The organism is Bradyrhizobium sp. WU425, assembly GCF_021052305.1.
GTDB classification, from domain to species: Bacteria; Pseudomonadota; Alphaproteobacteria; order Rhizobiales; family Xanthobacteraceae; genus Bradyrhizobium; species Bradyrhizobium canariense_D.
In genome coordinates, this window is the sequence record NZ_CP088089.1 from 5,066,223 (window position 1) to 5,090,578 (window position 24,356).

At 63.9% G+C, this 24,356-nt stretch carries 24 protein-coding genes; 13 read left to right on the top strand and 11 right to left on the bottom strand.

All coding sequences use genetic code 11. From position 1 onward, the window contains the following. Positions 1–3 precede the first annotated feature (3 nt). From BcanWU425_RS24740 to BcanWU425_RS24760, 5 genes are all read right to left on the bottom strand, one after another. Positions 4–588 carry a TIGR00645 family protein gene (locus tag BcanWU425_RS24740; protein WP_018459361.1) on the bottom strand — a complete coding sequence of 195 codons (585 nt, stop codon included), beginning with the start codon at positions 586–588 and terminating at the stop codon, positions 4–6. Between the two features lie 33 nt (positions 589–621). Further along, positions 622–1,257 carry a TerC family protein gene (locus BcanWU425_RS24745; RefSeq protein ID WP_204510895.1) on the bottom strand — a complete coding sequence of 212 codons (636 nt, stop codon included), beginning with the start codon at positions 1,255–1,257 and terminating at the stop codon, positions 622–624. Beyond that, complete coding sequence (locus BcanWU425_RS24750; protein WP_026233786.1) at positions 1,254–1,616, bottom strand: hypothetical protein; 363 nt, start codon at positions 1,614–1,616, stop codon at positions 1,254–1,256. The genes BcanWU425_RS24745 and BcanWU425_RS24750 overlap by 4 nt, the downstream gene beginning before the upstream one ends. Before the next feature lie 2 nt (positions 1,617–1,618). Continuing rightward, positions 1,619–2,092 (bottom strand): tellurite resistance TerB family protein, encoded by a 474-nt coding sequence (locus BcanWU425_RS24755; RefSeq protein ID WP_085352736.1) that lies wholly within the window; start codon positions 2,090–2,092, stop codon positions 1,619–1,621. Positions 2,093–2,528: 436 nt separating this feature from the next. Continuing rightward, positions 2,529–2,909, bottom strand: coding sequence for a nuclear transport factor 2 family protein (locus tag BcanWU425_RS24760; protein ID WP_204510894.1), 381 nt, complete (start codon positions 2,907–2,909; stop codon positions 2,529–2,531). A 167-nt stretch (positions 2,910–3,076) separates the two neighbouring features. On the opposite strand from BcanWU425_RS24760, the gene BcanWU425_RS24765 reads away from it, so the two are divergent. From BcanWU425_RS24765 to BcanWU425_RS24795, 7 genes are all read left to right on the top strand, one after another. Next, positions 3,077–4,834, top strand: coding sequence for an MOSC and FAD-binding oxidoreductase domain-containing protein (locus BcanWU425_RS24765; protein WP_204510893.1), 1,758 nt, complete (start codon positions 3,077–3,079; stop codon positions 4,832–4,834). Positions 4,835–4,849: 15 nt separating this feature from the next. Then, positions 4,850–5,446, top strand: coding sequence for a redoxin domain-containing protein (locus tag BcanWU425_RS24770; protein ID WP_026233787.1), 597 nt, complete (start codon positions 4,850–4,852; stop codon positions 5,444–5,446). A gap of 50 nt (positions 5,447–5,496) precedes the next feature. Beyond that, complete coding sequence (gene pdxR / locus BcanWU425_RS24775) at positions 5,497–6,951, top strand: MocR-like pyridoxine biosynthesis transcription factor PdxR (protein ID WP_204510892.1); 1,455 nt, start codon at positions 5,497–5,499, stop codon at positions 6,949–6,951. 73 nt (positions 6,952–7,024) lie between these two features. Further along, complete coding sequence (locus tag BcanWU425_RS24780) at positions 7,025–7,651, top strand: FMN-binding negative transcriptional regulator (protein ID WP_018459369.1); 627 nt, start codon at positions 7,025–7,027, stop codon at positions 7,649–7,651. A gap of 91 nt (positions 7,652–7,742) precedes the next feature. Next, positions 7,743–8,570, top strand: a complete 828-nt coding sequence (locus BcanWU425_RS24785; protein ID WP_018459370.1) for a class II glutamine amidotransferase — start codon at positions 7,743–7,745, stop codon at positions 8,568–8,570. A 21-nt stretch (positions 8,571–8,591) separates the two neighbouring features. Continuing rightward, positions 8,592–9,818 carry a carboxylate-amine ligase gene (locus BcanWU425_RS24790; RefSeq protein WP_143275438.1) on the top strand — a complete coding sequence of 409 codons (1,227 nt, stop codon included), beginning with the start codon at positions 8,592–8,594 and terminating at the stop codon, positions 9,816–9,818. Between the two features lie 572 nt (positions 9,819–10,390). Then, positions 10,391–11,530: a hypothetical protein gene (locus tag BcanWU425_RS24795; RefSeq protein ID WP_018459373.1), complete on the top strand. Its 1,140-nt coding sequence runs from the start codon at positions 10,391–10,393 to the stop codon at positions 11,528–11,530. A 6-nt stretch (positions 11,531–11,536) separates the two neighbouring features. On the opposite strand, the gene gor is transcribed toward BcanWU425_RS24795, so the two are convergent. The 3 genes from gor to rpiA are packed head-to-tail and all read right to left on the bottom strand — an operon-like array spanning position 11,537 to position 14,215. Next, complete coding sequence (gor, locus tag BcanWU425_RS24800) at positions 11,537–12,925, bottom strand: glutathione-disulfide reductase (protein ID WP_018459374.1); 1,389 nt, start codon at positions 12,923–12,925, stop codon at positions 11,537–11,539. A gap of 55 nt (positions 12,926–12,980) precedes the next feature. After that, positions 12,981–13,499 (bottom strand): DUF2059 domain-containing protein, encoded by a 519-nt coding sequence (locus BcanWU425_RS24805; protein ID WP_085352730.1) that lies wholly within the window; start codon positions 13,497–13,499, stop codon positions 12,981–12,983. Between the two features lie 2 nt (positions 13,500–13,501). After that, the gene (gene rpiA / locus BcanWU425_RS24810) at positions 13,502–14,215 is read right to left on the bottom strand and encodes a ribose-5-phosphate isomerase RpiA (protein ID WP_085352729.1); all 714 of its coding nucleotides are present in this window, start codon (positions 14,213–14,215) and stop codon (positions 13,502–13,504) included. 167 nt (positions 14,216–14,382) lie between these two features. Between rpiA and BcanWU425_RS24815 the strand changes: the two genes are divergently transcribed. The 5 genes from BcanWU425_RS24815 (at position 14,383) to BcanWU425_RS24835 (ending at position 19,277) form a co-directional block, all read left to right on the top strand. After that, positions 14,383–15,072 carry an HAD-IA family hydrolase gene (locus BcanWU425_RS24815; RefSeq protein WP_018459377.1) on the top strand — a complete coding sequence of 230 codons (690 nt, stop codon included), beginning with the start codon at positions 14,383–14,385 and terminating at the stop codon, positions 15,070–15,072. 139 nt (positions 15,073–15,211) lie between these two features. Further along, positions 15,212–15,709 carry a hypothetical protein gene (locus BcanWU425_RS24820; RefSeq protein WP_204510891.1) on the top strand — a complete coding sequence of 166 codons (498 nt, stop codon included), beginning with the start codon at positions 15,212–15,214 and terminating at the stop codon, positions 15,707–15,709. Positions 15,710–15,816: 107 nt separating this feature from the next. Further along, positions 15,817–16,842: a GTP 3',8-cyclase MoaA gene (gene moaA / locus BcanWU425_RS24825; protein WP_085352728.1), complete on the top strand. Its 1,026-nt coding sequence runs from the start codon at positions 15,817–15,819 to the stop codon at positions 16,840–16,842. A gap of 170 nt (positions 16,843–17,012) precedes the next feature. Then, the gene (locus tag BcanWU425_RS24830; RefSeq protein WP_018459380.1) at positions 17,013–17,594 is read left to right on the top strand and encodes a TRAP transporter small permease subunit; all 582 of its coding nucleotides are present in this window, start codon (positions 17,013–17,015) and stop codon (positions 17,592–17,594) included. 27 nt (positions 17,595–17,621) lie between these two features. Continuing rightward, positions 17,622–19,277, top strand: a complete 1,656-nt coding sequence (locus BcanWU425_RS24835) for a TRAP transporter large permease (RefSeq protein ID WP_204510890.1) — start codon at positions 17,622–17,624, stop codon at positions 19,275–19,277. Positions 19,278–19,355: 78 nt separating this feature from the next. Here BcanWU425_RS24835 and BcanWU425_RS24840 read toward each other — a convergent pair whose 3' ends face one another. Then, positions 19,356–20,444, bottom strand: a complete 1,089-nt coding sequence (locus BcanWU425_RS24840) for a TRAP transporter substrate-binding protein (RefSeq protein ID WP_085352726.1) — start codon at positions 20,442–20,444, stop codon at positions 19,356–19,358. Positions 20,445–20,723: 279 nt separating this feature from the next. Here BcanWU425_RS24840 and BcanWU425_RS24845 point away from each other — a divergent pair, with 279 nt between their 5' ends. After that, positions 20,724–22,025 carry a M20/M25/M40 family metallo-hydrolase gene (locus BcanWU425_RS24845; protein ID WP_085385596.1) on the top strand — a complete coding sequence of 434 codons (1,302 nt, stop codon included), beginning with the start codon at positions 20,724–20,726 and terminating at the stop codon, positions 22,023–22,025. A gap of 69 nt (positions 22,026–22,094) precedes the next feature. Here the strand turns inward: BcanWU425_RS24845 and BcanWU425_RS24850 are convergent, their stop codons facing one another. Further along, positions 22,095–23,504 carry a sensor histidine kinase gene (locus tag BcanWU425_RS24850; protein WP_085385594.1) on the bottom strand — a complete coding sequence of 470 codons (1,410 nt, stop codon included), beginning with the start codon at positions 23,502–23,504 and terminating at the stop codon, positions 22,095–22,097. A gap of 1 nt (position 23,505) precedes the next feature. After that, the gene (locus BcanWU425_RS24855) at positions 23,506–24,180 is read right to left on the bottom strand and encodes a response regulator transcription factor (RefSeq protein WP_007592584.1); all 675 of its coding nucleotides are present in this window, start codon (positions 24,178–24,180) and stop codon (positions 23,506–23,508) included. Positions 24,181–24,356 lie beyond the last annotated feature (176 nt).

Consider the following 24,356-nt stretch of genomic DNA (forward strand, 5'->3'; position numbering starts at 1 on the left):
CGCTCAGCCGTGGCCGGCTCCCTTGCGCTGGCCGCTATCGCCGAGGCGGTCGACCCAGGCGATGCCGATCGCGGAGATGATGAAGGTCAGGTGGATCAGCACCTGCCACATCACGCCGCTCTCGGTGAAATTGCTCCGCGTCGTGCCGAGATTGCCCGCCTCGATGAAGGTCCTGAGCAGCGAGATCGAGGAGATGCCGATGATCGCCATCGCAAGCTTGATCTTGAGCACGCTGGCATTGACGTGGCTGAGCCATTCCGGCTCGTCCGGATGACCGCTGAGGTTCAGGCGCGAGACGAAGGTCTCGTAACCGCCGACGATCACCATCACCAGCAGGTTCGAGATCATCACGACGTCGATCAGCCCGAGCACGACCAGCATGATCTGCTGCTCGCTGGCGTCGAACGAGTGCACGACCAGGTGCCAGAGCTCCTTCAGGAACAGCAGCACATAGACGGCCTGCGCGACGATGAGGCCGACATAAAGCGGAACCTGCAGCCAGCGCGAGCCAAAGATGAGTTGGGCAAACGGGCCGATTTGCGGCGCCGGCACGGAATCCGCCGAAGGTGCTTTGGGTTCGGACGTCATTGATCACTCCGGATGATGGACAGGCGCGTTGCCTCAGAGACTCGCGATCACAGGCGCGAGCTCGAGCGATCCGCGATAGATCATCTCGAAGGCGACGTAAACGATGATGGCGAGGCCGACATAGCCGATCCAGCGCTGCTTCTGGAGCACGCGGCCGAGCAAATCGGCGGCGACGCCCATCAACGCGACCGACAATAGCAGGCCGAAAGCGAGGATGTAGGGATGCTCGCGCGCAGCGCCCGCGACCGCGAGCACGTTGTCGAGCGACATCGAGACGTCGGCGGCGACGATCTGCACCGCCGCCTGCCTGAAGGTCTTTCGGGACGCAGGCGCAGCGCTGCTGCCGCCATGGCTGAACGCGAGCTCGTTCGCATGCGCGGACTGCTCGCGCAGCTCCCGCCACATCTTCCAGCACACCCAGAGCAGCAGCACGCCGCCGGCGAGCAATAGCCCGATCACTTGCAGAAGCTGGGTCGCGACGCCGGCAAAGACGATGCGCAGGGCGGTGGCGGCGATGATGCCGACGACGATGGCGCGCCGGCGCTGCTCGGCCGGGAGGCCGGCTGCGGCAAGGCCGATGATGACGGCGTTGTCGCCGGCGAGCACGAGGTCGATCAGGACGACCTGAAGCAGCGCGGTCAGCGCTTCGGTGGTGATGAATTCAGTCATGATTGGTCATTTTTCGGTGCGGACGGATCGAGCCAGTGCGGCTTCTTCCGCTCGACCCAATCCAGAACCTTGGCGCGCCCGGAGCGCAGCGCGGGCACGTCTTCCGCGAGCAAAGCGAGGCCGAGCGGTAGCATCCAGACGCCGAGCACCGGCAGGAAGGAGAGCACGCCGCCGACAATCAGCAGCGCACCCGAAGGGATTCTCACCCAGCGGCTGGATGGCTTGAGCAGATAGGTGACGGTGTCGCCCATGCGCGGCGGCAGGCGACGGACAAGCTTGTCGAGGCGCGGGTCGCCGCCAGCCATCTGGCCGCTAGCGCCCGCAGTCCCTGTCTTATCCTCGTCCGAAACTACGCTCATGCTTACTCCTCGGCGGCGATGCGGTGTTCGGCGCGCACTGCACCCGGCGTCACCTGCTTTGCGCGCGGCAGCACCAGCGTCAGCAGGCGCAACAGCTTGATCGCCTGCACTTCGTGGGGATGCACGTCCTCGTCCGCGGCCGCGACGCGCTCCGACAGTTCCATCAAATGAGCCGACAGCGGCAGGTCTGAAACCGGACGCAAATTCTCGATCACCACATTGGCGAAATCCGGCTCCTCGAGTCGTTCAGCAAGCTCGTCGAACATCGCGTAGAGCCGGTCGTCCGAGATATGCGGCGCCAGCTTGCGATCCCGGATGAACCGGACGACCTCGTCGCGTTCGACCGGCGAAACTTGCCGGTCGGCGACGGCAACCAGCGCGCCGACGATCACCAGTGCCACCGCAGCCTGCTCGTTCAGGCTGGATGGCTCGGTGATCTCGATTTCGATCGGATTTGAATGCTTGGCGTCGGACATCGTTGCTCCCTTATCTTGCGAAAGACCGCACGGAGCTGCGATGGGGACGATTCGGTCGGAGAGACTCTCAAGAAGGCCCGACGATCGGCCGATCCATCGCATTCGCGCGGGACAGGTCATCCGACATCACGAGGTTTTGCCGACAGCGTCGACTTCCTCGCCAGAGGGGCCCGGATTCTTGTTCGTTTCACACATAAAGATGGGGCTGTCGGAATCAAGACGACGCGACTGCGACCAGCCGCCGCATCGGGTTCCGTGTTTCCACATTGGCTAAGCAGTTCTGCGCGCTCCGCACCTGCGATCATGTCCTTTACTGTCATCGCCCGCGCAGGCGGGCGATCCAGTACTCCGAGACGTCCGTAGTTTGTCGAGAAGCCGCAGCGTACTGGATTCCCCGCCTGCGCGGGCGATGACAGCGGAGTGCGGAGCACTCAGCCTACCCCACCTGCTCGACAAGATGCGCCCGCGAGGGCGACGGCTCGAACCTGTCGCCGAAATATTGCGTCTCGTGCGCCACGAGGTCGTCGCGGAATTCCATGATACTCACGACGTAAGACGGCACCCCGTCATAGGTCAGCACGAATTCGCTCACCCAGAGATCGTTACTGCCGACGATCCGCCGAACCGTGAAGCGCTTCTTGTTCGGCTGCACGAACCGGCTCTCTTGAATCTTCCTGCGACCGCGGATGCGCTCGCCGGACTGCGGATAGTCGAGCACCGCGTCCTCGCGATAGATGTCGTGCTCGGCCTCGAAATCGTTCGCATCCGAAGCATCCCAATGGCGCTGGAGCGCGGCCAGCTTGCCCTGATCATCCATCGTGATCTCCCGTTGTACCGACTGCGTTTACGTTACGCATTTCAAATTGGCCTCAGCGCCGCCGGTGGCAAGGCTTGCTCGCAACGTCTAACAACGACTAACGAGCCAAAAACCCCATCCGATGCAATGATGACGGCAGAACCGCGCAGCCAGATCGGGAACACGCAATGGCACGTCTGCTTTCGGTCAATGTCGGCCTGCCGCGCGACGTCGCTTGGCAGGGTCGGACCGTCCACACCGGCATCTGGAAGGCACAGGTCACAGGCCCGCGCAGGGTGCGCCGGCTCAACATCGATGGCGACGGCCAGGGCGATACGGCCGGTCATGGCGGCGAACATCGTGCCGTATTCGTCTATCAGGATGAATCCTACCGGTACTGGCAGGAGCATCTGGGTCGATCGAACCTCGTTCATGGCCAGTTCGGCGAGAACTTTACGGTCGAGGGCCTCGCCGACACCAACGTGTGCATCGGAGACCGCTACAGGATCGGCTCCGCGGTGTTCGAAGTGACGCAGCCGCGCGTCACCTGCTACCGTCTCGGCATTCGCATGGACGAGCCGGACATGGCCGCGCTGCTCGTCAGGCACGGGCGGCCCGGATTCTATTTCCGTGTGATCGAGGAAGGCGACGTCGAAGCCGGTGACGAGATCACACAGATCGCTGTGGGACCCGAGCGCATGAGCGTGTTCGAGATCAATGCGCTGCTTTACCTGCCGCCTCATCCGCGCGAACGCCTGGAGCGCGCGCTGCGGATTCCCGCGCTGAGCCGCGGCTGGCGCCGTTCTTTCGAGGCGCTGCTCGAGCAGCAGAAGGACAACAAGACCGCGGGAAACGCCGGGCTTGGGCCGGCGGCGAGCCCAGCTCCGGCCTGGCGCGGATTCCGCTCCTTTCGCGTGGCGCGAAAGATCGCCGAAAGCGGCAACGTGACGTCGCTGATCCTCGAACCCGCCGACGGACATCCCGTGGCGGCCGCCCTGCCCGGTCAATTCGTCGTCATCAAGCTCGAGCCCTCCGGTGCGCAGGCGATGACACGCAGCTATTCGCTGTCGGGCGGCGCCGATGCCGCGTCCTATCGCGTCAGCATCAAGCGCGAAGTTCACGGCGCCGCCAGCCGTTACATTGCCGACGAGCTGCTGGCCGGCGCTGCCGTGCAACTAGGTGCGCCACGCGGCAGTTTCACGCTCCGGCAAGATGCACGCCCCGTCATCCTGTTGAGCGCCGGCATCGGCGTCACCCCTTTGCTCGCAATGCTTCACGCGCTCGCCGCCGAAGCGACGACGCGGGACGTGTGGTGGCTGCACGGCGCTCGCAATGGCCGCGAACATGCGTTCGCCGCCGAGGCGCGCGAATTGCTAGGTGGGCTCTCTCGTCACCATAGCCACGTCTGCTACAGCGCGCCTGACCCGGACGATCGTCTCAATGTGGCGTTCGACACAGCCGGACATCTCGACGCACGCCTGCTCCAGACCCTGAGCGTGCCGCGTGACGGCGATTTCTATCTGTGCGGACCGGCAGGTTTCATGAACGATCTGAAAGCTGGCCTCACCACGTTGGGCGTCGCACCGGATCGCATCCACACCGAATTGTTCGGCGCCGGACCGTCCTTGACGCCCGGCATAGCGTCCTCCCCGCAGAAGCGGGCGCACCCGCCGATCGGTGCCCCCGGCCCCGGCCCGATGGTTTCGTTCGCCCGGAGTGGCCTCAATGTCCGCTGGGGACCATCCTATGCCAGCCTGCTGGAATTGGCCGAGGCGTGCGACGTCCCCGTGCGCTGGTCGTGCCGGACCGGCGTCTGCCACAATTGCGAGAGCGGGTTGATCGCGGGGACGGTTGACTATGCGCCGGATCCGCTCGATCCGCCGGCGGACGGCAATGTCCTGATCTGCTGCTCACGACCCCGAAACGACGTCGTGGTTGATCTGTAAAAGTGGGAGAGCGCAATGCGACCTGACATGATGCCGGGAGTAACCTTCCCGGATTACGAACTCAGCGACCACACCGGCAAGCACCGGAAGCTCTCCGAACTGCAGGCGGGCGATCCAATGGTGCTCGTGCTCGGCCGCGGCGGATTTTGTCCCAAGGATCGTCGCCAGGCCGAAGGCTTGCTGCAACTCCATCGCGAGATGGAGGTGGGCTATTGCCGGATGGTCACGATCACGACCGACAACATCACCCAGACCAGCGAATATCGCAGCGGCGTCGGAGCGCACTGGCCCTTTCTCTCGGATTCGCGGCGCCTCGTTCAGAAGGATCTCGACATCGCCGAATACACCGACCCCGTCCATAATCCGATGATTCCGCACGTGATCGTGCTCGAGCCCGGCCTCGTCATTCACAAGATCTACAACGGCTACTGGTTCTTCGGCCGTCCAACCGTCGAAGAGCTCCGCCAGGACCTCAGGGCAGTCGGCATGAAGTGCCGGCCGGATTGGGACATCGCGGCGCCCGGCCTCAGGGCACTGTGGGACCAGGGCCGCAGGGAGCATTTTCATCCCTACGGCAAGGCTTACGTCGAAACTCTCGGCGAACGGGATTAGAACCACATTCCGACATCGTCCGCCCGGGCGAATGCCGGTTCGGAATGTGGATGATCCAGATGAAGACCAATCCCGACCGCATGGGCGCGCGCCAGATCTACGAGGCTTTGAGAGATCAGATCCTGGCGAGGGTGTATGGGATCGACGGGGTGCTGCCGTCCTCCCGCGCGCTGGCCGGTGAGATGGGCGTGGCGCGCTCGACCGTCACGATCGCCTACGAACAGCTCGCCGCCGAAGGCTTCATCGAGACACGCCATGGCGCGCGACCGCGTGTGGCTCGCGCCGTCGTCGAGCGAGGACGCACGCGCGTAGTGTCGCGGCCGTCGGCGCGGAAGGTGCGGCTGTCGGCCTTCGGGAGCCGGTTGCTTCAAGACCCGCCGCGCTGGTCTGAGCCGCCGCGCGGGCTCGTCGCGAACTTCCGCTATGGCGAGCTCGCGCCGTCGGATTTCCCGGTACTGGCATGGAAAAAGGCCGTGACCGCTGCGATGGCGCGCAAGCCCGAACGGCTGGCCTATGACGATCCCTGCGGAGCGCTGCGGCTGCGGACCGCGCTTCAAGGCTATCTGTGGCGGTCGCGTAGCGTCCGCTGCGAGGTCGATCAGATCGTGGTCGTGAACGGCTCGCAGCAGGGCCTCGACATCTGCGCGCGCCTGCTGCTCGATGCCGGCGACCGCTTCGTGATGGAGGATCCCGGCTACCAGATGGCGCGGCATACTTTCGCAGCAACGGGCGCCGAGGCGATCCCGATTCCCGTCGACGTGGACGGACTGGAGACAGCGCGGCTCGATGGCGTCGAAGCCCGCCTCGCCTATGTCACGCCGTCGCACCAATATCCGCTCGGCGGCGTCATGCCGATCGGCCGCCGGCACCAATTGCTCGCCTGGGCCAGGGCAAACGACGCCTACGTGATCGAGGACGATTACGACGGCGAGTATCGCTACGATACCAAGCCGATCCCGCCGCTGCACGCGCTGGAAGGCGGCGGCAATGTGATCTATCTCGGCACCGTCTCCAAGACGCTCTCGCCGACCTTGCGGATCGGCTTTCTGGTGGTGCCCTCCGCCCTGCGATCCCTGATCGCCGCCGCCAAGCAGATCATGGACCGGCACACGCCGCTGATCGAACAGGACGCTCTCGCGTCGATGCTGGAAAGCGGCGCCTATGACGGCCACATCAGGCGCGTGCGCCGGCGCAACGCCGAACGCCAGCGGGCGCTGCTCGACGCGCTTCGCCGCAGGTTCGGGGACCGCGTCCGGATCGAGGGCACGGCCGCCGGCCTGCACATCGTGGCGTGGTTCGACGACCTGCCGCAGAAGCGAGAGGACGCGTTGATCAAGGCGGCCCATGCAAAGGGCGTCGGCATCTATTCCGTCTCTGCGCTGTTCGTCGGACCTCGCCGACCGCGGAAGACGGTCGGCCTCGTCATGGGCTATTCGGCATTGGAGGTGGCACAGATCGAGCGCGGCTGCAGGCTTCTCGCACAAGCCGTCGCCAAACTGGACTGATCAAATAGACGATAACTGGCAGTTTCTTACAGGCCAGATTCCGGCTATCTCCAGAGCAACACCGGAGATAGACATGTACATCCCTCCCGCCTTCAAGGACGACATCGAGAGCATCCGAGCGACCATTCGCGGCGCCCGCCTCGCCAGCCTGGTCACGGCCACCAGCGAAGGCCCCGTCGCCACGCCGCTGCCGCTGCTTCTCGACGAGAGCGAAGGCGAACATGGCGTGCTGTACGGACATGTGGCGAAAGCCAACCCGCAATGGAAACTGCCGCCGATCGGAGATGCGCTGGCGATCTTCAGCGGTCCCGACGCCTATGTGACGCCGTCCTGGTACGCGACCAAGCAGGAAACCGAAAAGGTCGTGCCGACCTGGAACTACGTCGCGGTGCATGCCTACGGCCCGGTCGAATTCTTCCAGGAGCCCGAGCGCCTGCTCGACGCCGTGACGCGGCTCACGAATAGGCATGAAGGATCGCGTGCAAAGCCGTGGGCCGTTACCGATGCCCCCGAAGATTTCATCGCAACTCAGCTGCGCGGAATCGTCGGCGTGCGGATTCCCGTCGTGCGGTTCGAAGGCAAGCGCAAGATGAGCCAGAACCGTCCCGAGGCTGACCGTGTCGGCGTCGCGCAAGGTCTCGCAGCGAGCGAGAACGCTGGTGATCGCGAGGTTGCGCCATTGATTCCGGTTCCGGTTTAGTAGCCACTTGGTTCCGACACTCGCTGTCGGGAACCATCGTCCTGTCAGGTTCGTTGATACATTTCAGCAAGCATCTCCTGACGGAATTCCTATGTGCCGCTGGATCGCATACCGGGGCGAGACCACGTCCTTCGAGCCCTATGTCACCGAGCCCGAGCATTCGCTCATCGCGCAAAGCATCCGCTCGCTCCAGTCGACGGCGGGCTCGAATGGCGACGGCTTTGGTCTCGGCTGGTACGGTGAGCATCCGGAGCCTGGTCTTTATCGTGAAACACGCCCCGCTTGGTCGGACGAAAATCTCCGCTACCTCTGCCGCCATTTGCGCTCGCATCTGTTCTTCGCCCATGTGCGCGCCGCCACCGGCACGGCAGTGACGCGGCAGAACTGCCATCCCTTTGCCTGCGGCCAGTGGATGTTCATGCACAATGGTTTCGTCGGCAGCTGGAATCGCCTACGGCGCAAGGTCGAGGCGCTGATCCCCGATGCCTACTACCCCTCGCGGACAGGCACGACCGATTCGGAAGCCGTGTTTCTCGCCATGATGGGCGCGGGTCTCGACGCCGATCCGCTCGGCGCAACGCATCGCGTGCTGCGAGCCCTCGTCGGCCTCGTCAACGAAGGCGAGCTTCGTGAGCGGCTACGCTTCACCAGCGCCATCGCCAACGGCCGGGATCTCTATGCCTTCCGGGTTGCGGTCAACGATGCCGCCAACACGCTCTATTTCCGCGAGGCTGGCGGCCAAGTCATCGTCGTCTCCGAGCCGTTCGACAAGGAAACAGACTGGACGGAAGTGCCCGCGAATCACGCGCTGGTCGCACGTGCGTCCGAGAGCGCGAAAATTGTTCCGTTCGATCTTGCAATTTCCAGTGAGGTCGACGCGGAACCCGCTCCTGCCAGAAGGATTATCGCCCGCGGGTAAATACCTTGGCCGGGTGGCACGATGACATTGGCGTCAGACGTCTTGAAACTGCTGCGGCTTGATTCCTCCGAGGACAGGCAGCACCTCGTCATTCGCTCGGCCGGCGGACGCGGCAAGGCTGCGGAATATTCGTTCGGTATCGAGGAGGAATACTTCCTCGCCGATCGCCGCAGCCTGGAGGTCGCGATCCAGACCCCCAATGAGCTATTCGAATCTGCGAATTGGTCGACAGGCGGCCAGGCGATGCGGGAGATGTTACAGTCGCAGCTCGAGGTCGCCACCAACGTGCATGTCGACGTCGCCGACGCGCGCGAAGAGCTTCGCTTCCTGCGTCGCGAAGTCGCAAACGTCGCGGCACAATACGGCTTCGTGATCATGGCCTGCGGCACGCACCCGACCGCGGTCTGGCGCATGTCGCAGCCGAGCCCGAAGCCACGCTACGAGGAGATGATTGAGGATCTGCGCAGCATCGGCCACCGCAACCTGATGTGCGGCATGCACGTGCACGTCCAGTTGCCCGATCCCGAAAAGCGCATGGCGGTGATGCGAGCGATGCTGCCGCATCTGCCCTTGTTCATCGCCCTGTCGGCCTCCTCCCCGTTCTGGAATTCACACAAGACCGGACTGAAGGGCTATCGGCTCGCCGCCTATTCCGAGCTGCCGCGCACTGGCCTGCCCGAATTATTCGAGAGCCGGCAGGATTACGACGAATATGTCGGCGCGTTGCAGCGCTCGGGCGTGATCCCCGATGAAAGTCACATCTGGTGGGCCATGCGCCCCTCGATGAAGCACCCGACCCTCGAGCTGCGTGCGCCCGATACCTGCACCTTCGTCGACGACGCCGTTGCCATTGCCTCGCTCTATCGCTGCCTGACCCGCTATCTCTACCTGCGACCTCATCTCTCGAAAGAGGTCACCGCGGTCGAACGCGCAATTGCGGTGGAAAACAAATGGCGCGCCCAGCGCTACGGCACCGATTGCATCTTTGCCTCCAAGGACGGGCCGGTCGAGATCTCCGAGCTGCTCTCCCGTGTGATCGAGCACATCGCCGAAGACGCCGCCGCGCTGAACTGCATGGCCGAGGTCGAACACTGTCGCACCATCGTCGAACGCGGCAGCTCGGCCGAATTCCAGCTTCGCGCCTTCCGCGACAATGCGGAAGATATCGCCGCCGTGTCGCGCTGGATCGCAGACGCGACGATCTCGGGCACGAGCACCCCCGCCGCAGGCGTTCCCGCGCCTTCATAGCGCCCGCGCAAGCTTCGCGAGCAACAATGTCGGTCCTGAATGCGTAAGGTCGCGGAGAGAACGATGAATCACGTCAAATGTTGCGCTGGCTGTGGCCATGGCCTCATTCCGATGCTCTCGGCCAAAGGGCGCGCGGAGCTCAGCTGCCTCTGGTGCGAGCTCATCGAGGCGCGTGCAGTGGACATGGCGAAGTGGGCTGACAGCCCGTACGGCAAGCCCGAGCGGACCGTCCGTCGAGCTTTCGAATGAACGGCTTCAGACACCCGGCCGCCGACTTCTCCTGATCGGCGCAGCTGCGCATCCGCGCCAGAATGCCGCCAAATTAGACAAGACACGTCTCGTCACCAGGATTGCAGACTGGGCGAACATGGCCATGCAGGCTGGTCAAGCGTGTCATCTAACCTCAAGTGCAACCTCGATTTTTCATCGCGTGGCGGCGAGTCGCAAAGCCTTGCGTGCCGCGCACCGCCTCGACTGGCCTAAAATTCGCAAGGCAGCATCAGGCCTGATCCCCTGCTCTCAGCAAGATGCGTGCGCCGAGACAGGGTGAGCGGGCCAGATCGGAGAATGCCATGAACGTGCATGCCACCGGCGATCTCAAATTCACCGGCCTCACCCGCCCGGACGGCGCGCCCCTTCGCCTCAACGATCAGGAGTTCGTGGCGATCGATCGCGACCGGAATGCGAAGTTCGAGGCAACGTACCGGCCGCAGGCCCTCTACAATCGCGCCAACGAGGGTTTCCACGCCAACAACGAAACCTTCCTGCTGCACGAGGTCGCGACCAATCTGCCGATCTATCTGCCCGACACCGGCCCTACCGACTTCCATCTTCATCTGCCGCCGGGCGGCTTTCAGCTCGTGCTGGTCACGTCGGGCGCGTTCACGTTCGACTATGACGGGCGCTTCTATAATGTCGGCCCCGGCGCGGTGATGCTGCAAAGCGCGATCGTGCACCGACAGCTGTTCTACACCTGGTCGGGACTGTCGACCGAAGAGAATCTGAAGACGCCGCAGACGGTGGTGCCGGATCCAATCTCGATGGGCTATTCGGGCAAATTCCTCGAAGCCTTCATCACTGACCCGACGACGTTTCCAAACCCGACCATCGTCGGTCCGGACCAGATCAACGAAGCCGAGACGCCGCGGGTGGCATGGAGCCACTCTCTGCATGATCGCCCGGTCGATGCAGGCTTCTGGCTCCAGGACCCCTTGGCGCTGGATGCGCTGTTCAAGCCGCTCACCGACAGCCCGATCAAATCGGCCATGCCGGTTTACGTGCGCGATATCGGGATCGAGGCTCCGAGCGGTCACCTCGTCGCCGGCCACATCATCGCAACCGATCCGCGCGGCCAATCGCTCTTGTCCAAGAGCACGTCGTCAGCGGCGGACACCACATGTTTCGCCAAGGGCGAGGTCGTGATCTACCGCGTGATCCGCGGCACGGCCGAATTCAGGAACAAGACTGGCGAGACCTTTGAGCTCGCGGCCGGCGATGTGGTGACGGCGGGCAAGAACGCCACAAGCCTCGTCGGTGTTGGTGAGAACACGCAGGTCCTTCGGCTCGGCCTTCTCAAGGGCATGAACGACCTCCGCAGCTGGACGCCGACGCAACGCGACGAGATCGACGGCCTCGCCGGTCAGATCATCACGCAGAAGGACATCCGTCCGCTGCGCACCGAGGGCAAGCCGGTCGGATACCTGTACGGCTGAGCGGAGTTACTCCGCCGCTTGGCGGACGTGGCGGGCGGTCGGGGTGCGCATGGTGACGAGCTCTTCGGACGCGGTCGGATGCAGCGCGATCGTCGCGTCGAAATCGGCCTTGGTCGCCTTCATCTTCACCGCAATCGCGACTGCCTGCGTGATCTCGGCTGCGGCATCGCCGACGATGTGACAGCCGAGCACACGGTCGGTTGAACCATCGACGACGAGCTTCATCAGCACGCGGGTATCGCGGCCCGACATCGTCGCCTTGATGGGCCGGAACGTGGTCTTGTAAATGTCGATATGGCTGAATTGCGCGCGGGCTTCCGTCTCGGTCAGGCCGACGGTGCCGACCTCCGGCTGCGAGAACACGGCGGTCGGGATGTTGGCGTGATCGACCTGCACCTCGCGCTTGCCGAACACGCTGTCGGCGAACGCATGGCCCTCGCGGATCGCGACCGGCGTCAGGTTGAAGCGATGGGTGACGTCGCCGATCGCGTAGATGCTGTCGACCGAGCTCTTGGAGAAATGGTCGACCGCGATGCCGCCGTTCCGCGGGTTGATGGCGACGCCGGCCTTCTCCAGGCCGAGATTGGCGACCGCGGGATGGCGGCCGATCGCGAACATCACCTGGTCGGAGGCAAGGCTCGATCCGTTCGACAGATGCGTGGTGAATTCCTCGCCGTGCCGATCGACCTTCGTCACCGTGCAGCCGGTCAGGATGGTGATGCCCTGCTTCTCCATCTCGGCGCGGACATGGGCGCGAACATCCTCGTCGAAGCCGCGAAGAATGTTGTCGCCGCGATAGATGACTGTGACGTCGGAGCCGAAGCCGGCGAAGATGCCGGCGAACTCCAGCGCGATGTAGCCGCCGCCCTGGATCACGATCCGCTTCGGCAGCTTGGCCAGGTGAAACGCCTCGTTGGAGGAGATCACGTGCTCGATGCCGGGAATCGGAGCGCCGTGATTGGGCGCGCCGCCGGTGGCGATCAAAATGTATTTTGCAGTGATCTTCCGGTCGTTCTCGAGCAGGCGGACGGTGTGCTTGTCCTCGATCACCGCGCGGCTCTTGACGATTTGCGCGCCCGACTTCTCGACATTGGCGGTGTAAGCCGCCTCCAGACGCGCGATCTCCTTGTCCTTGTTGGCGATCAGCGTCGGCCAGTCGAAGGTCGCAGACGGAACGGTCCAGCCAAAGCCGGCGGCGTCCTCGATCTCATGGCGGAAATGCGAGCCGATGACGAACAGCTTCTTCGGCACACAGCCGCGGATCACGCAGGTCCCGCCCATGCGGTACTCTTCCGCGATCATGACGCGGGCGCCGTAGCCGGCCGCGATGCGGGCGGCGCGCACGCCGCCCGAACCGCCACCGATGACAAAGAGGTCGACGTCGAATTCAGCCATTGTCCACTCCGACCTCTTTCAGAACATGATCCGGATTCCGATCAGATAGGGACTGTCAGATCTCCTTGCCACGCTTGCGCATCTCGGCGCGGAAGGCACCCATCACGGTCTCGGAGAAGTTCTGAGCCCAGGAGTTCATGAAGGCCATGCTCAGCCCGATCGCGCGCGGCTCGGCTTCGATCAGCTTCTTGCCCAGCGGCGACTTGTAGAAGGTGACGAGATCCTTCAGCTCCTGCTCGGTGAACTCGCTGGCATAGACCTGCGCCATGCCTTCTCCGATCTCCTTTTCGCGGCCTGCCAGCTGCTGGTTGACGACCCCGGCGACCTCGGTGAGATCCTTCTGATAGTTGAGGTTCTGCTGGATCAGCGCGATCCTGGTCTTATCGACCAGGCCGGGCACGGCGTTGGCATACATCGCACTGGCGTTCTTGATCGCGAGGATCTCCTTGGCGGCCGCGATGGCCGTCGGCGACGATTTCGGCGGAGCCGCCTGCTGGGCCCCGGCCGGGGCGACCGAGAGGGCCAGTCCCACAGCGAGGGTCGCGACCGGCAACAATTTCAAAACGCTCTTCATTCCTAGTCTCCTTTCGGCTTTCGCCGTTCAATCACGCGAATTCCCTCGCCACCCGCCAAGACAGCCGAGCTGGCCAAGCCGATGAACAAACCATGCTCGACGACGCCGGGGATCGCGCTCAACGCCGTGGCGAGGCGGGCGGGATCCTCAATCTTTTCGAGCTGGGCATCGAGGATCCAGTGGCCGCCATCGGTGACGAAAACGTGGCCGTCCTTGCCGTTGCGGACCGCCATCTGCCCGGAAACGCCGCATTCCGCAAACGCCTTCTCGATCGCGCGACGCGTTGCGCCGAGCCCGAACGGGATGACTTCGACCGGCAGCGGAAAGCCGCCGAGTGTCGGCACCCATTTGGTGTCGTCGGCAATCACGATCATGCGATCCGAGGCGGCCGCCACGATTTTCTCGCGCAACAGCGCGCCGCCGCCGCCCTTGATCAGATTGAGTTCGGGATCGATCTCGTCGGCGCCGTCGACGGTGATGTCGAGATGATCGATCTCATCCAGCGTGGTCAGCGGCACGCCGCAGCGGATTGCATCGAGACGCGTCGCCTCGGAGGTCGGCACGCCGATCACTTTCAGTCCGGCGCGGACCCGCTCGCCGAGCAGCTCGACGAAATGTTTTGCAGTCGAGCCGGTACCGAGCCCGAGCTGCATGCCGTCACGGACGTCCTCGAGGGCGCGCGCCGCAGCCTGCCGCTTCAACTGGTCCATGTTCACGTTTGCGCCGTCCCTGAATTACGAGTGTTAGGCTTGCGGCGGCCTGTGTAGCCTCGTTTTCCCTCGGAGAACAGGGTCTGGGGGAACAGGCCTCCGGACCCACCTTATAAGGTGATCTTATGGCTTCGGCCCTTGCGCGGGCGGGGCCGGGCCGGTAGCGCTGGACCATGACCCCCTCCCACACCATCGTCTTCGATCTCGACGGCACGCTTGTGGATACCGCGCCCGACCTGATCACCGCGCTCAATTACGTGCTCGACCGCGAAGGGCTGCCGCCCGTGCCGATGGCCTCGGCCCGCAACATGATCGGCGCCGGCGCCCGCAAGCTGATCGAGCGGGGGCTGGAGGCCGAGGGCCGCAGCGTCACGGTGGCCGACATGGACCGGATGACGGCCGATTTCATCGGCTATTACGCCGACAATATCGCCGTCGAATCCCGGCCCTTCGAGGGTCTGGAGGCCGCGCTCGACCATTTTGCAGCCCAGGGCCATCGCCTTGCGGTCTGCACCAACAAGCTGGAATGGTTGTCGAAGCGCCTGCTGGATCAGCTCGACCTGAGCCGGCGCTTCGCCGCGATCTGCGGCGCTGACACTTTTGGCGTCCAGAAGCCCGATCCGACCATTTTCCGGGAAACGGTGGCGCGGGCCGGCGGCGAGGTGAAAGCCAGCATCATGGTCGGCGACGCCGGACCCGATGTCGGTGTGGCCCGGCGCGCCGGAGTTCCCGTGATCGGGGTCAGCTTCGGCTATACGGACGTCCCGATTGCCGAGTTGAAGCCGGACCGGCTGATCCATCACATGCGCGACCTGCCGGCAGCCGCCAGCAGCCTGATGACCGCGCAGGCAGGTCTCAAGTAGCTGAGATAGCTTAGTTATTCCACGGAATCCCGCTTTAACCATCTACTAACGATGTGCGGCCGGCCGGTTGCTCGTTCGGAACGACACTCCTAAGTTTGTCCGGGGATGTGGCGGTTCGTCGCAGTAGAAGTGGATGGTCATGCGTCGTGTCATTGCGATTGCGCTAGCTGGGGTCAGTCTCTTGGGAGCAGCGACCCTTGCCGGCTGCTCCTCGATGTCTTCGACGTCCTGGGACATGTTCAAATCGGCCCCGCCGACCGTGCAGGTCCGGCTCGAATCCAATCCCCCGGGTGCTGACGCCACGACCTCACTGGGTGCCGGCTGCAAGACGCCCTGCTCCGTCGCGGTTCCCGCTCCCGACGCCCCCTTCACGGTCGCTTTCGCGCTGCCAAAATACCAGCCGGTGAGCGTACCGGTGAATGTCATCAGAAATCCCGGCGACTTCACCACGCCCGCCTCGATCACCACCGACCCCAACCCGATTTTCGCGGAGCTCCAGCCGGCCGTTCCGCCAAAACCGGTCCGCAAGCCGCACCGCCCGAAGAAACCGAAACCGGCGGCGGCCGCGGTCGCCCCGGCTGCTGCCGCACCGGCTGCGGGCTCGCCTTTCCCCGATCCTAACGCGGGCATGCGCTGACCTCCGTCATCCCCCAATTGTCTCTGACGCATTCGATGCTTAGATTGCTTCCAGGACACCGCTGAAGCAAAACTGCTCGCGTTGCCGCAAGTGACAAGGCATTTGGTATGAACGGACTTTCCGCGAGCCCCCTGTCGAGCACGATGACCGATCCGTTCGGACGGACCATCTCGTATTTGCGCGTCTCCGTCACCGACCGCTGCGACCTGCGCTGCTTCTACTGCATGTCGGAAGACATGACGTTCCTGCCCAAGGCGGACCTGCTGACGCTGGAGGAACTCGATCGGCTCTGCTCGGCCTTCATTGCCAAGGGTGTGAAGAAGCTGCGGCTCACCGGCGGCGAACCGCTGGTCCGCCGTAACGTGATGACGCTGGTGCGCTCGCTGTCGCGGCACCTCAAGAGCGGCGCGCTGAGCGAGCTGACGCTGACCACCAACGGCACCCAGCTTGCGAAACATGCCAGCGAACTCGCCGATTGCGGCGTCCGCCGCATCAACGTCTCGCTCGACACGCTCGACCCGCAAAAGTTTCGCGAGATCACCCGCTGGGGCGAGATCGACAAGGTGCTGGAAGGCGTCGAGGCGGCACGCGCCGCGGGCCTCGCGGTCAAGATCAACGCCGTGGCGCTGAAGAACCTCAACGAGGATGAACTTCCCGACCTGATGCGCTGGGCCCACGGCAAGGGCATGGGGCTGACGCTGATCGAGGTCATGCCGATGGGCGAGATCGGATCGGGACGAATCGACCAATATCTGCCGCTGTCGCTGGTGCGCGCGCGCCTTGCCCAGCAGTTCACGCTGACCGATCTGGCCGAGAGCACCGGGGGGCCGGCGCGCTATGTCAGCGTCGCCGAGACCGGCGGCAAGCTCGGCTTCATCACCCCGATGACCCATAATTTCTGCGAATCCTGCAATCGCGTGCGCGTCACTTGCACGGGAACGTTGCACACCTGCCTCGGCCACGAGGATGCCTCCGATTTGCGCAAACCTCTGCGTGCATCGGACGACGATTCGCTGCTTGCGGATGCGATCGACCGCGCCATTGGGCTGAAGCCCAAGGGCCACGATTTCATTATCGACCGCCGCCACGACCGCCCCAGCGTCTCCAGGCACATGAGCGTCACTGGCGGCTAACATCGGCTGGCCGGCCGCGGCTTATTCCCCTTAACTATCAACAAACTTCCGATTGACTGGCGGCACGCTCGCTGGTTTGGTGCGGCAGCCTCATGCCTGCGCGGCGAGACAAGCCAACGCGCCCACTCGGCGCAGTCAAGACGGCCGGGGCAAATCGGGGAGGACCAATCTTGCAAGCGCTCCTGAAGCTGAGCAATGGAATTGACGCGTTCACACGTTGGACGGGCAAGCGTCTGGCGTGGCTGATCCTGCTCGCCGTCGTCATCTCGGCGCTGAATGCGATCATCCGAAAGACATTGGACACGTCCTCCAACTCGTGGCTCGAGCTGCAATGGGTGCTTTTCAGCATCGTGTTCCTGCTATGCGCGTCCTGGACGCTGCTCGACAACGAGCACATCCGGATCGACATCTTCAATAGCATGATGCCGAAACGGGCTCGCAACATCATCGACATCATCGGGCACATCTTCTTCCTGATCCCGCTGACCGTTGTCATGATCGTGACCGGAATACCGTTCTTCCTGCGCTCGCTCCAGATCAACGAGCAATCCGGCAATGCGGGCGGCCTGCCACAATGGCCGGCAAAAGCGCTGATCATGATCGGCTTCGCCCTCCTGCTCGTTCAAGGCATCTCCGAGCTGATCAAGCGAATCGCGATCATGCGCGGCATGATCCCGGACCCACACGAGTCGCAGGTGTCCGCACTGGAGGCCGAGGTCGAGCACCTCGTCGAAGCGATCGAAAAGAAGTAGCCGTTGGCGACGGTTTAGGGGGAAGTCATGACCGCGTTTATTATCGCCAATCTGGCGCCCATCATGTTCGCGACGCTCGTGATCGTGCTGCTGCTCGGCTATCCGGCGGCATTTTCGCTCGGCGCCGTAGGCCTGTTCTTCGCCATCATCGGCGTTCAGCTCGGACAATTTCACCCGGACTTTCTCCAGGCCCTGCCGGAGCGCGTCTACGGCGTGATGAACAACGACACGCTGCTCGCCATTCCCTTCTTCACCTTCATGGGACTGGTGCTCGAGCGCTCCGGCATGGCCGAGGATCTGCTCGACACCATCGGCCAGTTGTTCGGCACCATCCGTGGCGGCCTCGCCTACGCGGTGGTGTTCGTCGGCGCGCTGCTTGCGGCGACCACCGGCGTCGTGGCGGCCTCGGTGATCTCGATGGGCCTGATCTCGCTGCCGATCATGCTGCGCTACGGCTACGACCGCCGCGTGGCGACCGGCATCATCGCGGCCTCCGGCACGCTGGCGCAGATCATTCCGCCGTCGCTCGTCCTGATCGTGATGGCCGACCAGCTCGGCAAGTCGGTCGGCGACATGTACGAGGGCGCGTTCATTCCGGGCCTGGTGCTCGCCGGCCTCTATGCGGGTTACGCGTTCCTCGTGACCATGATTTTCCCGAAGGCGGCGCCTGGTCTTCCCAAGGAGGCGATCGGCTTCCGCGAGGAGAGCGGCGACCGCGGCCTCAAGTCGCTCGGCGTGCTGTTCCTGGCGAGCTGCGTCTTCGGCTGGTTCATGATGCGGAATTCGGAGACACACGGCGCCGACTTCGTCGTGCTCAGCATGTTCTTCGGCATCCTCTTCGCGTTCTTCGTCGCCATCGCGAACTGGGTCCTCGACAAGCTGACGGGCTACCGCTTTCTCTCGAAGATGGCGCAACAGACCACCTTCGTAATGGTGCCGCCGCTATTCCTGATCTTCCTGGTGCTGGGCACGATCTTCATCGGTGTCGCGACGCCCACCGAAGGCGGTGCGATGGGTGCAGCCGGCGCCCTCATTCTCGGAGCCGCGAAGCGGCGGCTGACCTGGGACCTGATCCGTCAGGCTACCGAATCGACGGCGAAGCTGTCCGCGTTCGTCGTCTTCATCCTGGTCGGGGCACGCGTGTTCTCGCTCACCTTCTACGGCGTCAGCGGCCACGTCTGGGTCGAGCACCTGCTGACCTCCCTGCCCGGCGGCCAGATCGGCTTCCTGATCTTCGTCAACGCCTTCGTCTTCGTGCTGGCGTTCTTCCTCGACTTCTTCGAACTCGCCTTCATCGTGATCCCGCTGCTCGGGCCGGCTGCCGAGCATCTCGGCATCGACCTGATCTGGTTCGGCGTCATCCTGGGCGTCAACATGCAGACGTCGTTCATGCATCCGCCGTTCGGATTTGCGCTGTTCTATTTGCGCTCGGTCGCGCCGAAGGAACGTTATACCGATCGCGTCACCGGCAAACGCATGGAGCCGGTCACGACGGGACAGATCTATTGGGGTGCGGTGCCGTTCGTCGTCATCCAGATGATCATGGTGCTGCTCGTGATCATGTTGCCGTCGATGGTGATGCACTACAAGGGCGTGCAGTCCACCGTCGATCCCAACAGCATCAAGATCGATATTCCCCAGATCGATCTGCCGCCGCTCGACTTCGGCCAGCCGAAGCAATAGCGCCCGGCCCGCCTGCAAAAAAGAACCCGGAGCGAAAGCTCCGGGTTTTTTCGTTTGGGCCGATCGTGCGCTCTGCGATCAGCTCTGCGAGTTGCGCGCCATGAAGTTGTCATAGCCGACTTCGGCGACCTGGAACCACTGATATCCGTTGTTCGAGAACGCGGTCAGCGATTCGTAGACCTTCTTGAAGTCCGCGTTGGTAGCCGAGACTTCGGTGTGCAGCTCCTTTGCCGCCTTGAAGCAGGCTTGCATGACCTCGGGCGAGAACGGATGCAGCTTGGCGCCGGCTGCGAGCAGGCGCCGCAACGCCGGTGGATTGGACTGGTCATACTTCGCCATCATCCAGTTGTTGGCGTAGTGCCCCGCCTGCTCGAGGATGCTCTGATAGTGCTTCGGCAGCGCGTTCCACTTGTCCTGGTTGACGAAGGCCAGAAGCATCGGCCCGCCTTCCCACCAGCCCGGGAAGTAATAATGCGGCGCGACTTTCACGAAGCCGAGCTTCTCGTCGTCATAGGGCCCGACCCATTCCGCGGCGTCGATGGTGCCCTTCTCCAGCGCCGGATAAATGTCGCCGCCGGCGATCTGCTGCGGCACCGCGCCGAGCTTGGCCATCACCTTGCCGGCGAAGCCGCCGATGCGGAATTTCAACCCGCTGAAGTCCTGAGGCGTCTTGACCTCCTTGCGGAACCAGCCACCCATCTGACAGCCAGTGTTGCCGGCAAGCAGCGAGACGACGTTGTACTTCTTGTAGAACTCGTTGAGAATCTCCCTGCCGCCGCCCAGCATGTACCAGGCCTGGTTGATGCGCATGTTCGGTCCGAACGGCACGGCCGAGCCGAAGGTGAAGGTCGGGTCCTTGCCGAAATAATAATAAGACGCGGTGTGGCCGATTTCGCAGGTGCCGTTCTGCACGGCATCGAGCACCTGAAGGCCCGGCACGATCTCGCCGCCGGCAAATGTCTGAATCTGGAATTTGTTGTCGGTCGCTTCCGCGACCATCTTGGCCATCATCTCGGCGCCGCCATAGAGCGTGTCGAGCGATTTCGGCCAGCTCGTCGGCATGCGCCATTTGATCTCGGGCGTCGTCTGCGCGATCGCTGGAGCGGCGAGCGTGGCGACACCCGCCGCACCAAGCCCGGTGACCTTGATGAAATCTCGTCTTTTCATGATGTCCTACCCTGATGGATTGTGACGATGGGCCTTCTTGCCGAGGCTTGGAGGCCAGCATGGAACATGTGTCGTCCGATTTCCATCCCTCACGATGTGAGGGACGAAAATGCCCAGCTCCCGCGCCATCCGGTCCTACGACTTTAGGCTTAGACGGCCGCGGCCCTGGCCGTTCCCATCACGCCCGCCTCGGCCGGGCATGACGGGCGCGCCGGGCACGTGACAAGCGCCGGAAACACGGGCATACCGCGCCATTCCCCCAACCTAAGGCCGCCACGCATGTCGCGATCCTACCCTGCTCCATCGCTCGTTGGTTCGTTGATCGCGTCGCTCTGGCTGGGATGTGCGGCAATGCCGGCGCATGCTGAGCTGAGCGCGAATGTCATGGCCGACGTCCATGCGTTGGCGCAAAAAGAGCAGCAGCCGCTGCTCGACACGCTGCGCGATCTCGTCAGCATCGAATCCGGCAGCAAGGATGTCGAAGGTCTGAACCAGATCGCCCAGCGCGTTGCCGGCCAGCTCAAGCAGCTCGGCGGCACGGTGGAGATCCTCGAACCCACCGACGTCTATCGCCTCGACGACACACCCGAGAAGATCGGCCCGGCCGTACACGCCGTATTCAAGGGCACCGGCAGCAAGAAGATCATGCTGATCGCCCACATGGACACCGTGTACCTGAAGGGCATGCTGAAGGATCAACCGTTCCGCATCGACGGCGACAAGGCCTACGGCCTCGGCATTGCCGACGACAAGCAGGGCGTCGCGCTCATTCTTCATACCGTGGCGTTGCTGCAGAAGCTGAGCTTCCGGGACTACGGCACGCTCACGGTGCTCACCAATGGCGACGAGGAGATCTCCTCACCGGGCTGGCGCAGCACCATCACCAGGTTCGCTGCGGATCAGGATGTGGTGTTCTCCTTTGAAGGCGGCGGTACCGACGGCACGCTGCGGCTGGCCACCAGCGGCATCGGCTCGGCCTATCTCACGGTGCAGGGCAAGTCGTCGCATGCAGGCTCACGGCCCGAGGGCGGCGTCAACGCGCTGTACGAACTCTCCCACCAGCTGCTGCAGATGAAGGACCTGTCCAAACCAGAGCAGGGCCTGAAACTGAACTGGACGGTCTCCAAGGCCGGCACCAACCGCAACGTGATCCCCGCGGAGGCCACGGCCCAGGCCGACGCACGTGCACTTAAGGTCGCCGATTTCGACGAGCTCGAGAAGACACTGCAGGAGAAGATCAAGAATCACCTGCTGCCCGAGTCCAAGGTCGAGCTGAAATTCGAGGTGCGCCGTCCGCCGCTGGAGGCCAACGACGCCTCACGTCGAGTCGCGGCCCACGGCAAGACGATCTATGAGGAGATCGGACTGCCTCTCAAAGTCGACGAGAAGGCGACCGGCGGCGGCACCGACGCGGCGTTTGCCGCACTCAAGACCAGCGGAGCCGTGGTGGAAGGCATGGGCCTGTCGGGGTTCGGCGCGCATTCCAACGATGCCGAATATGTGCAGCTCAACAGCATCGTGCCGCGGCTTTATCTGACCACACGCATGATCATGGATCTGTCCACCGGCAAGCTGAAATAGCCCGATCTTCCTTCTCTCCTCACGTCCGCCGAAGCCTTGGCAAAGGCGGATGTGGGAGAAAGTGGCGCGTCAGCGCCGCGCCGCGTTCAAATCAACGTCGTCCGACTTCTCCGCCAGCCTGAACCGCAGCGTGAACTGCGCGCCGCCGCCGGGAAGATTGTCCACCGCAACCGTCGCCGCGTGATCATCCGCGACGGCGCGCACGATCGACAGCCCGAGGCCCGCGCCGTCGCTGCGCTGGCGGTCGGCGCGCCAGAAGCGGTGGAAGATCAATTCGCGCTCGGCTTCCGCAATTCCCGGGCCGCAATCGCGCACGCGCACCGCACCGTCCTCGCTCACCTCGACATCGACCGACGTGTCCTTTGCCGTGAACTTGATGGCGTTTTCGGCGAGATTGAAGATCGCGCGCTGGAGCATCACCGAATTGCCGTGGATCAGCACCGGCGCCTCGGTGCCCCTCAGCGCGATATCCTTGTGCTGTGCGATCGCGAGCGGCGCGATCGAACCGACCACCTCGGCGCAGACCGCGCGCAAATCCGCGGTCTCGCCGGGATCGAGCACCAGCGTGTCGAGCTCGGCGATCTCCAGTAGCTGCGCGACGATGCGGCTCATGCCCTCGATGTCGGCATGCAGCGCATGCCGTGCGGCGCCATCGCCGAGCGTCTCGATCCGCGTGCGCAGGATCGCGAGCGGCGTGCGCAATTGATGCGCGGCGTCGGCGGTGAACTGCCGCTGCACCCGAAAGCCGTCCTCGAGGCGGTCGAGCGCCTGGTTGACGGCGGTGACGAGCGGCATGATCTCGCGCGGAATCTGCTCCGTCGGCAGACGGATGTCCGTGCGCGCCGGGCCGATATTGCTCGCCTCCTCGGAGGCCTTCCATAGCGGCGCAACAGCGCGGCGAAAGATGATGATGTCGATGCCGAGCAGGACCAGCAGGATCGGAATGGTGATCCATCCGACCCGCCGGAAGAAGTTCGATACGATGTCGTCGATGATGACGTCGCGGTGCGCGAGGTCCTCCGCGACGCGAATGCGTATCACCTTGCCGTCGACGGTGCGGGTGACTCCGGCCCCGGAAATCGTTTCGGAGAGCGGCGGTGGCGCGGCCGCCGCAGTGCCGGTCTTGCGCCGCGACGAAAACAGCAGATTCCCCCCGGCATCGCGAATGTCGTACTGGTAGCGGCCATAGGCTTCTGAATAAAGGCCCTTGAGACTGTCCGGCAGGTTGAACGTCAGCAGCCCGTCGGGCTGGGCGACGATGCGCTCGGCCAACACCTCGGCCTGCGCGCGCATGGCATCGCGATGCAGCTGGTCGATCTCTGAATTGAGCAGCCAGAACAGCACCAGCGGCAGGAAGATCGCGACCACCGCGACCGCCACGATGTGCAGGAACACGATGCGCCAGATCAGCGATTTGAACGTCGGCGACCTCCCATGGATCCCGGCGCGGAATCCGGCGTGAGATCCGATCCGGGCCACGCTATTTCTCCTCGGCCATGAGATAGCCGACGCCACGGATGGTGTGGATCACGACCTTGGCGCCATGCTCGGCGAGCTGCTTGCGCAGCCGCGAGACGTAGACCTCGACCGCGTTGGAGGCGACCTCGCCATCGAGGCCGAAGATGTGGTCCTCGACGTTCTTCTTCGGTACCACCCGCCCCTGCCGGCGCAGCAGGATCTCGAGCACCGAGGTCTCGCGCGCGGAGATGATGCGCGGCTGGTCGTCGACGAAGATCTGGCGGCTCTCGGTGTCATAGACGAGGTTGGCGAGGCGCAGCGAGCGGCCAAGCAACTGGCCCGGACGGCGCAGGATCGCCTCCAGTCGCGCCACCAGCTCCTCCATCGCGAACGGTTTGGCGAGATAGTCGTCGGCGCCGCTGCGCAGGCCGCTGACACGATCTTGCAAGCCGCCGCGCGCGGTCAGCACCAGCACCGGCAACGGCTCCATCTGCCGGCGAAGCTCACGCAGCACCGACAGGCCATCGCCGTCGGGTAGTCCGAGGTCGAGGATCATCGCGGCATAGCTGACGCTGCTGACCGCCTCGCGCGCTTCGGCAGCGCTGCCGACGATGTCGCTCTCATAGCCGGCCGCCGACAGCCCGCCGGCAACGAGCCGCGACAGCTCGGCATTGTCCTCGACGATCAGAAGGCGCATCGCATTTTCCCGCGGGATGTTCCGGTGTCACCGCACGGCTTCCGCCGCATCTTCGCTGTCTTCCATCATCCGGGGCATCTCGGCCAGCGAAAAAGCACCCGGCGGGCCGGCCGCTCCCTTCCGTCAGGTTCCTGTAAGCCAGTCCGGGCACGAGCGGATGAGGTCGCGGATGGCCC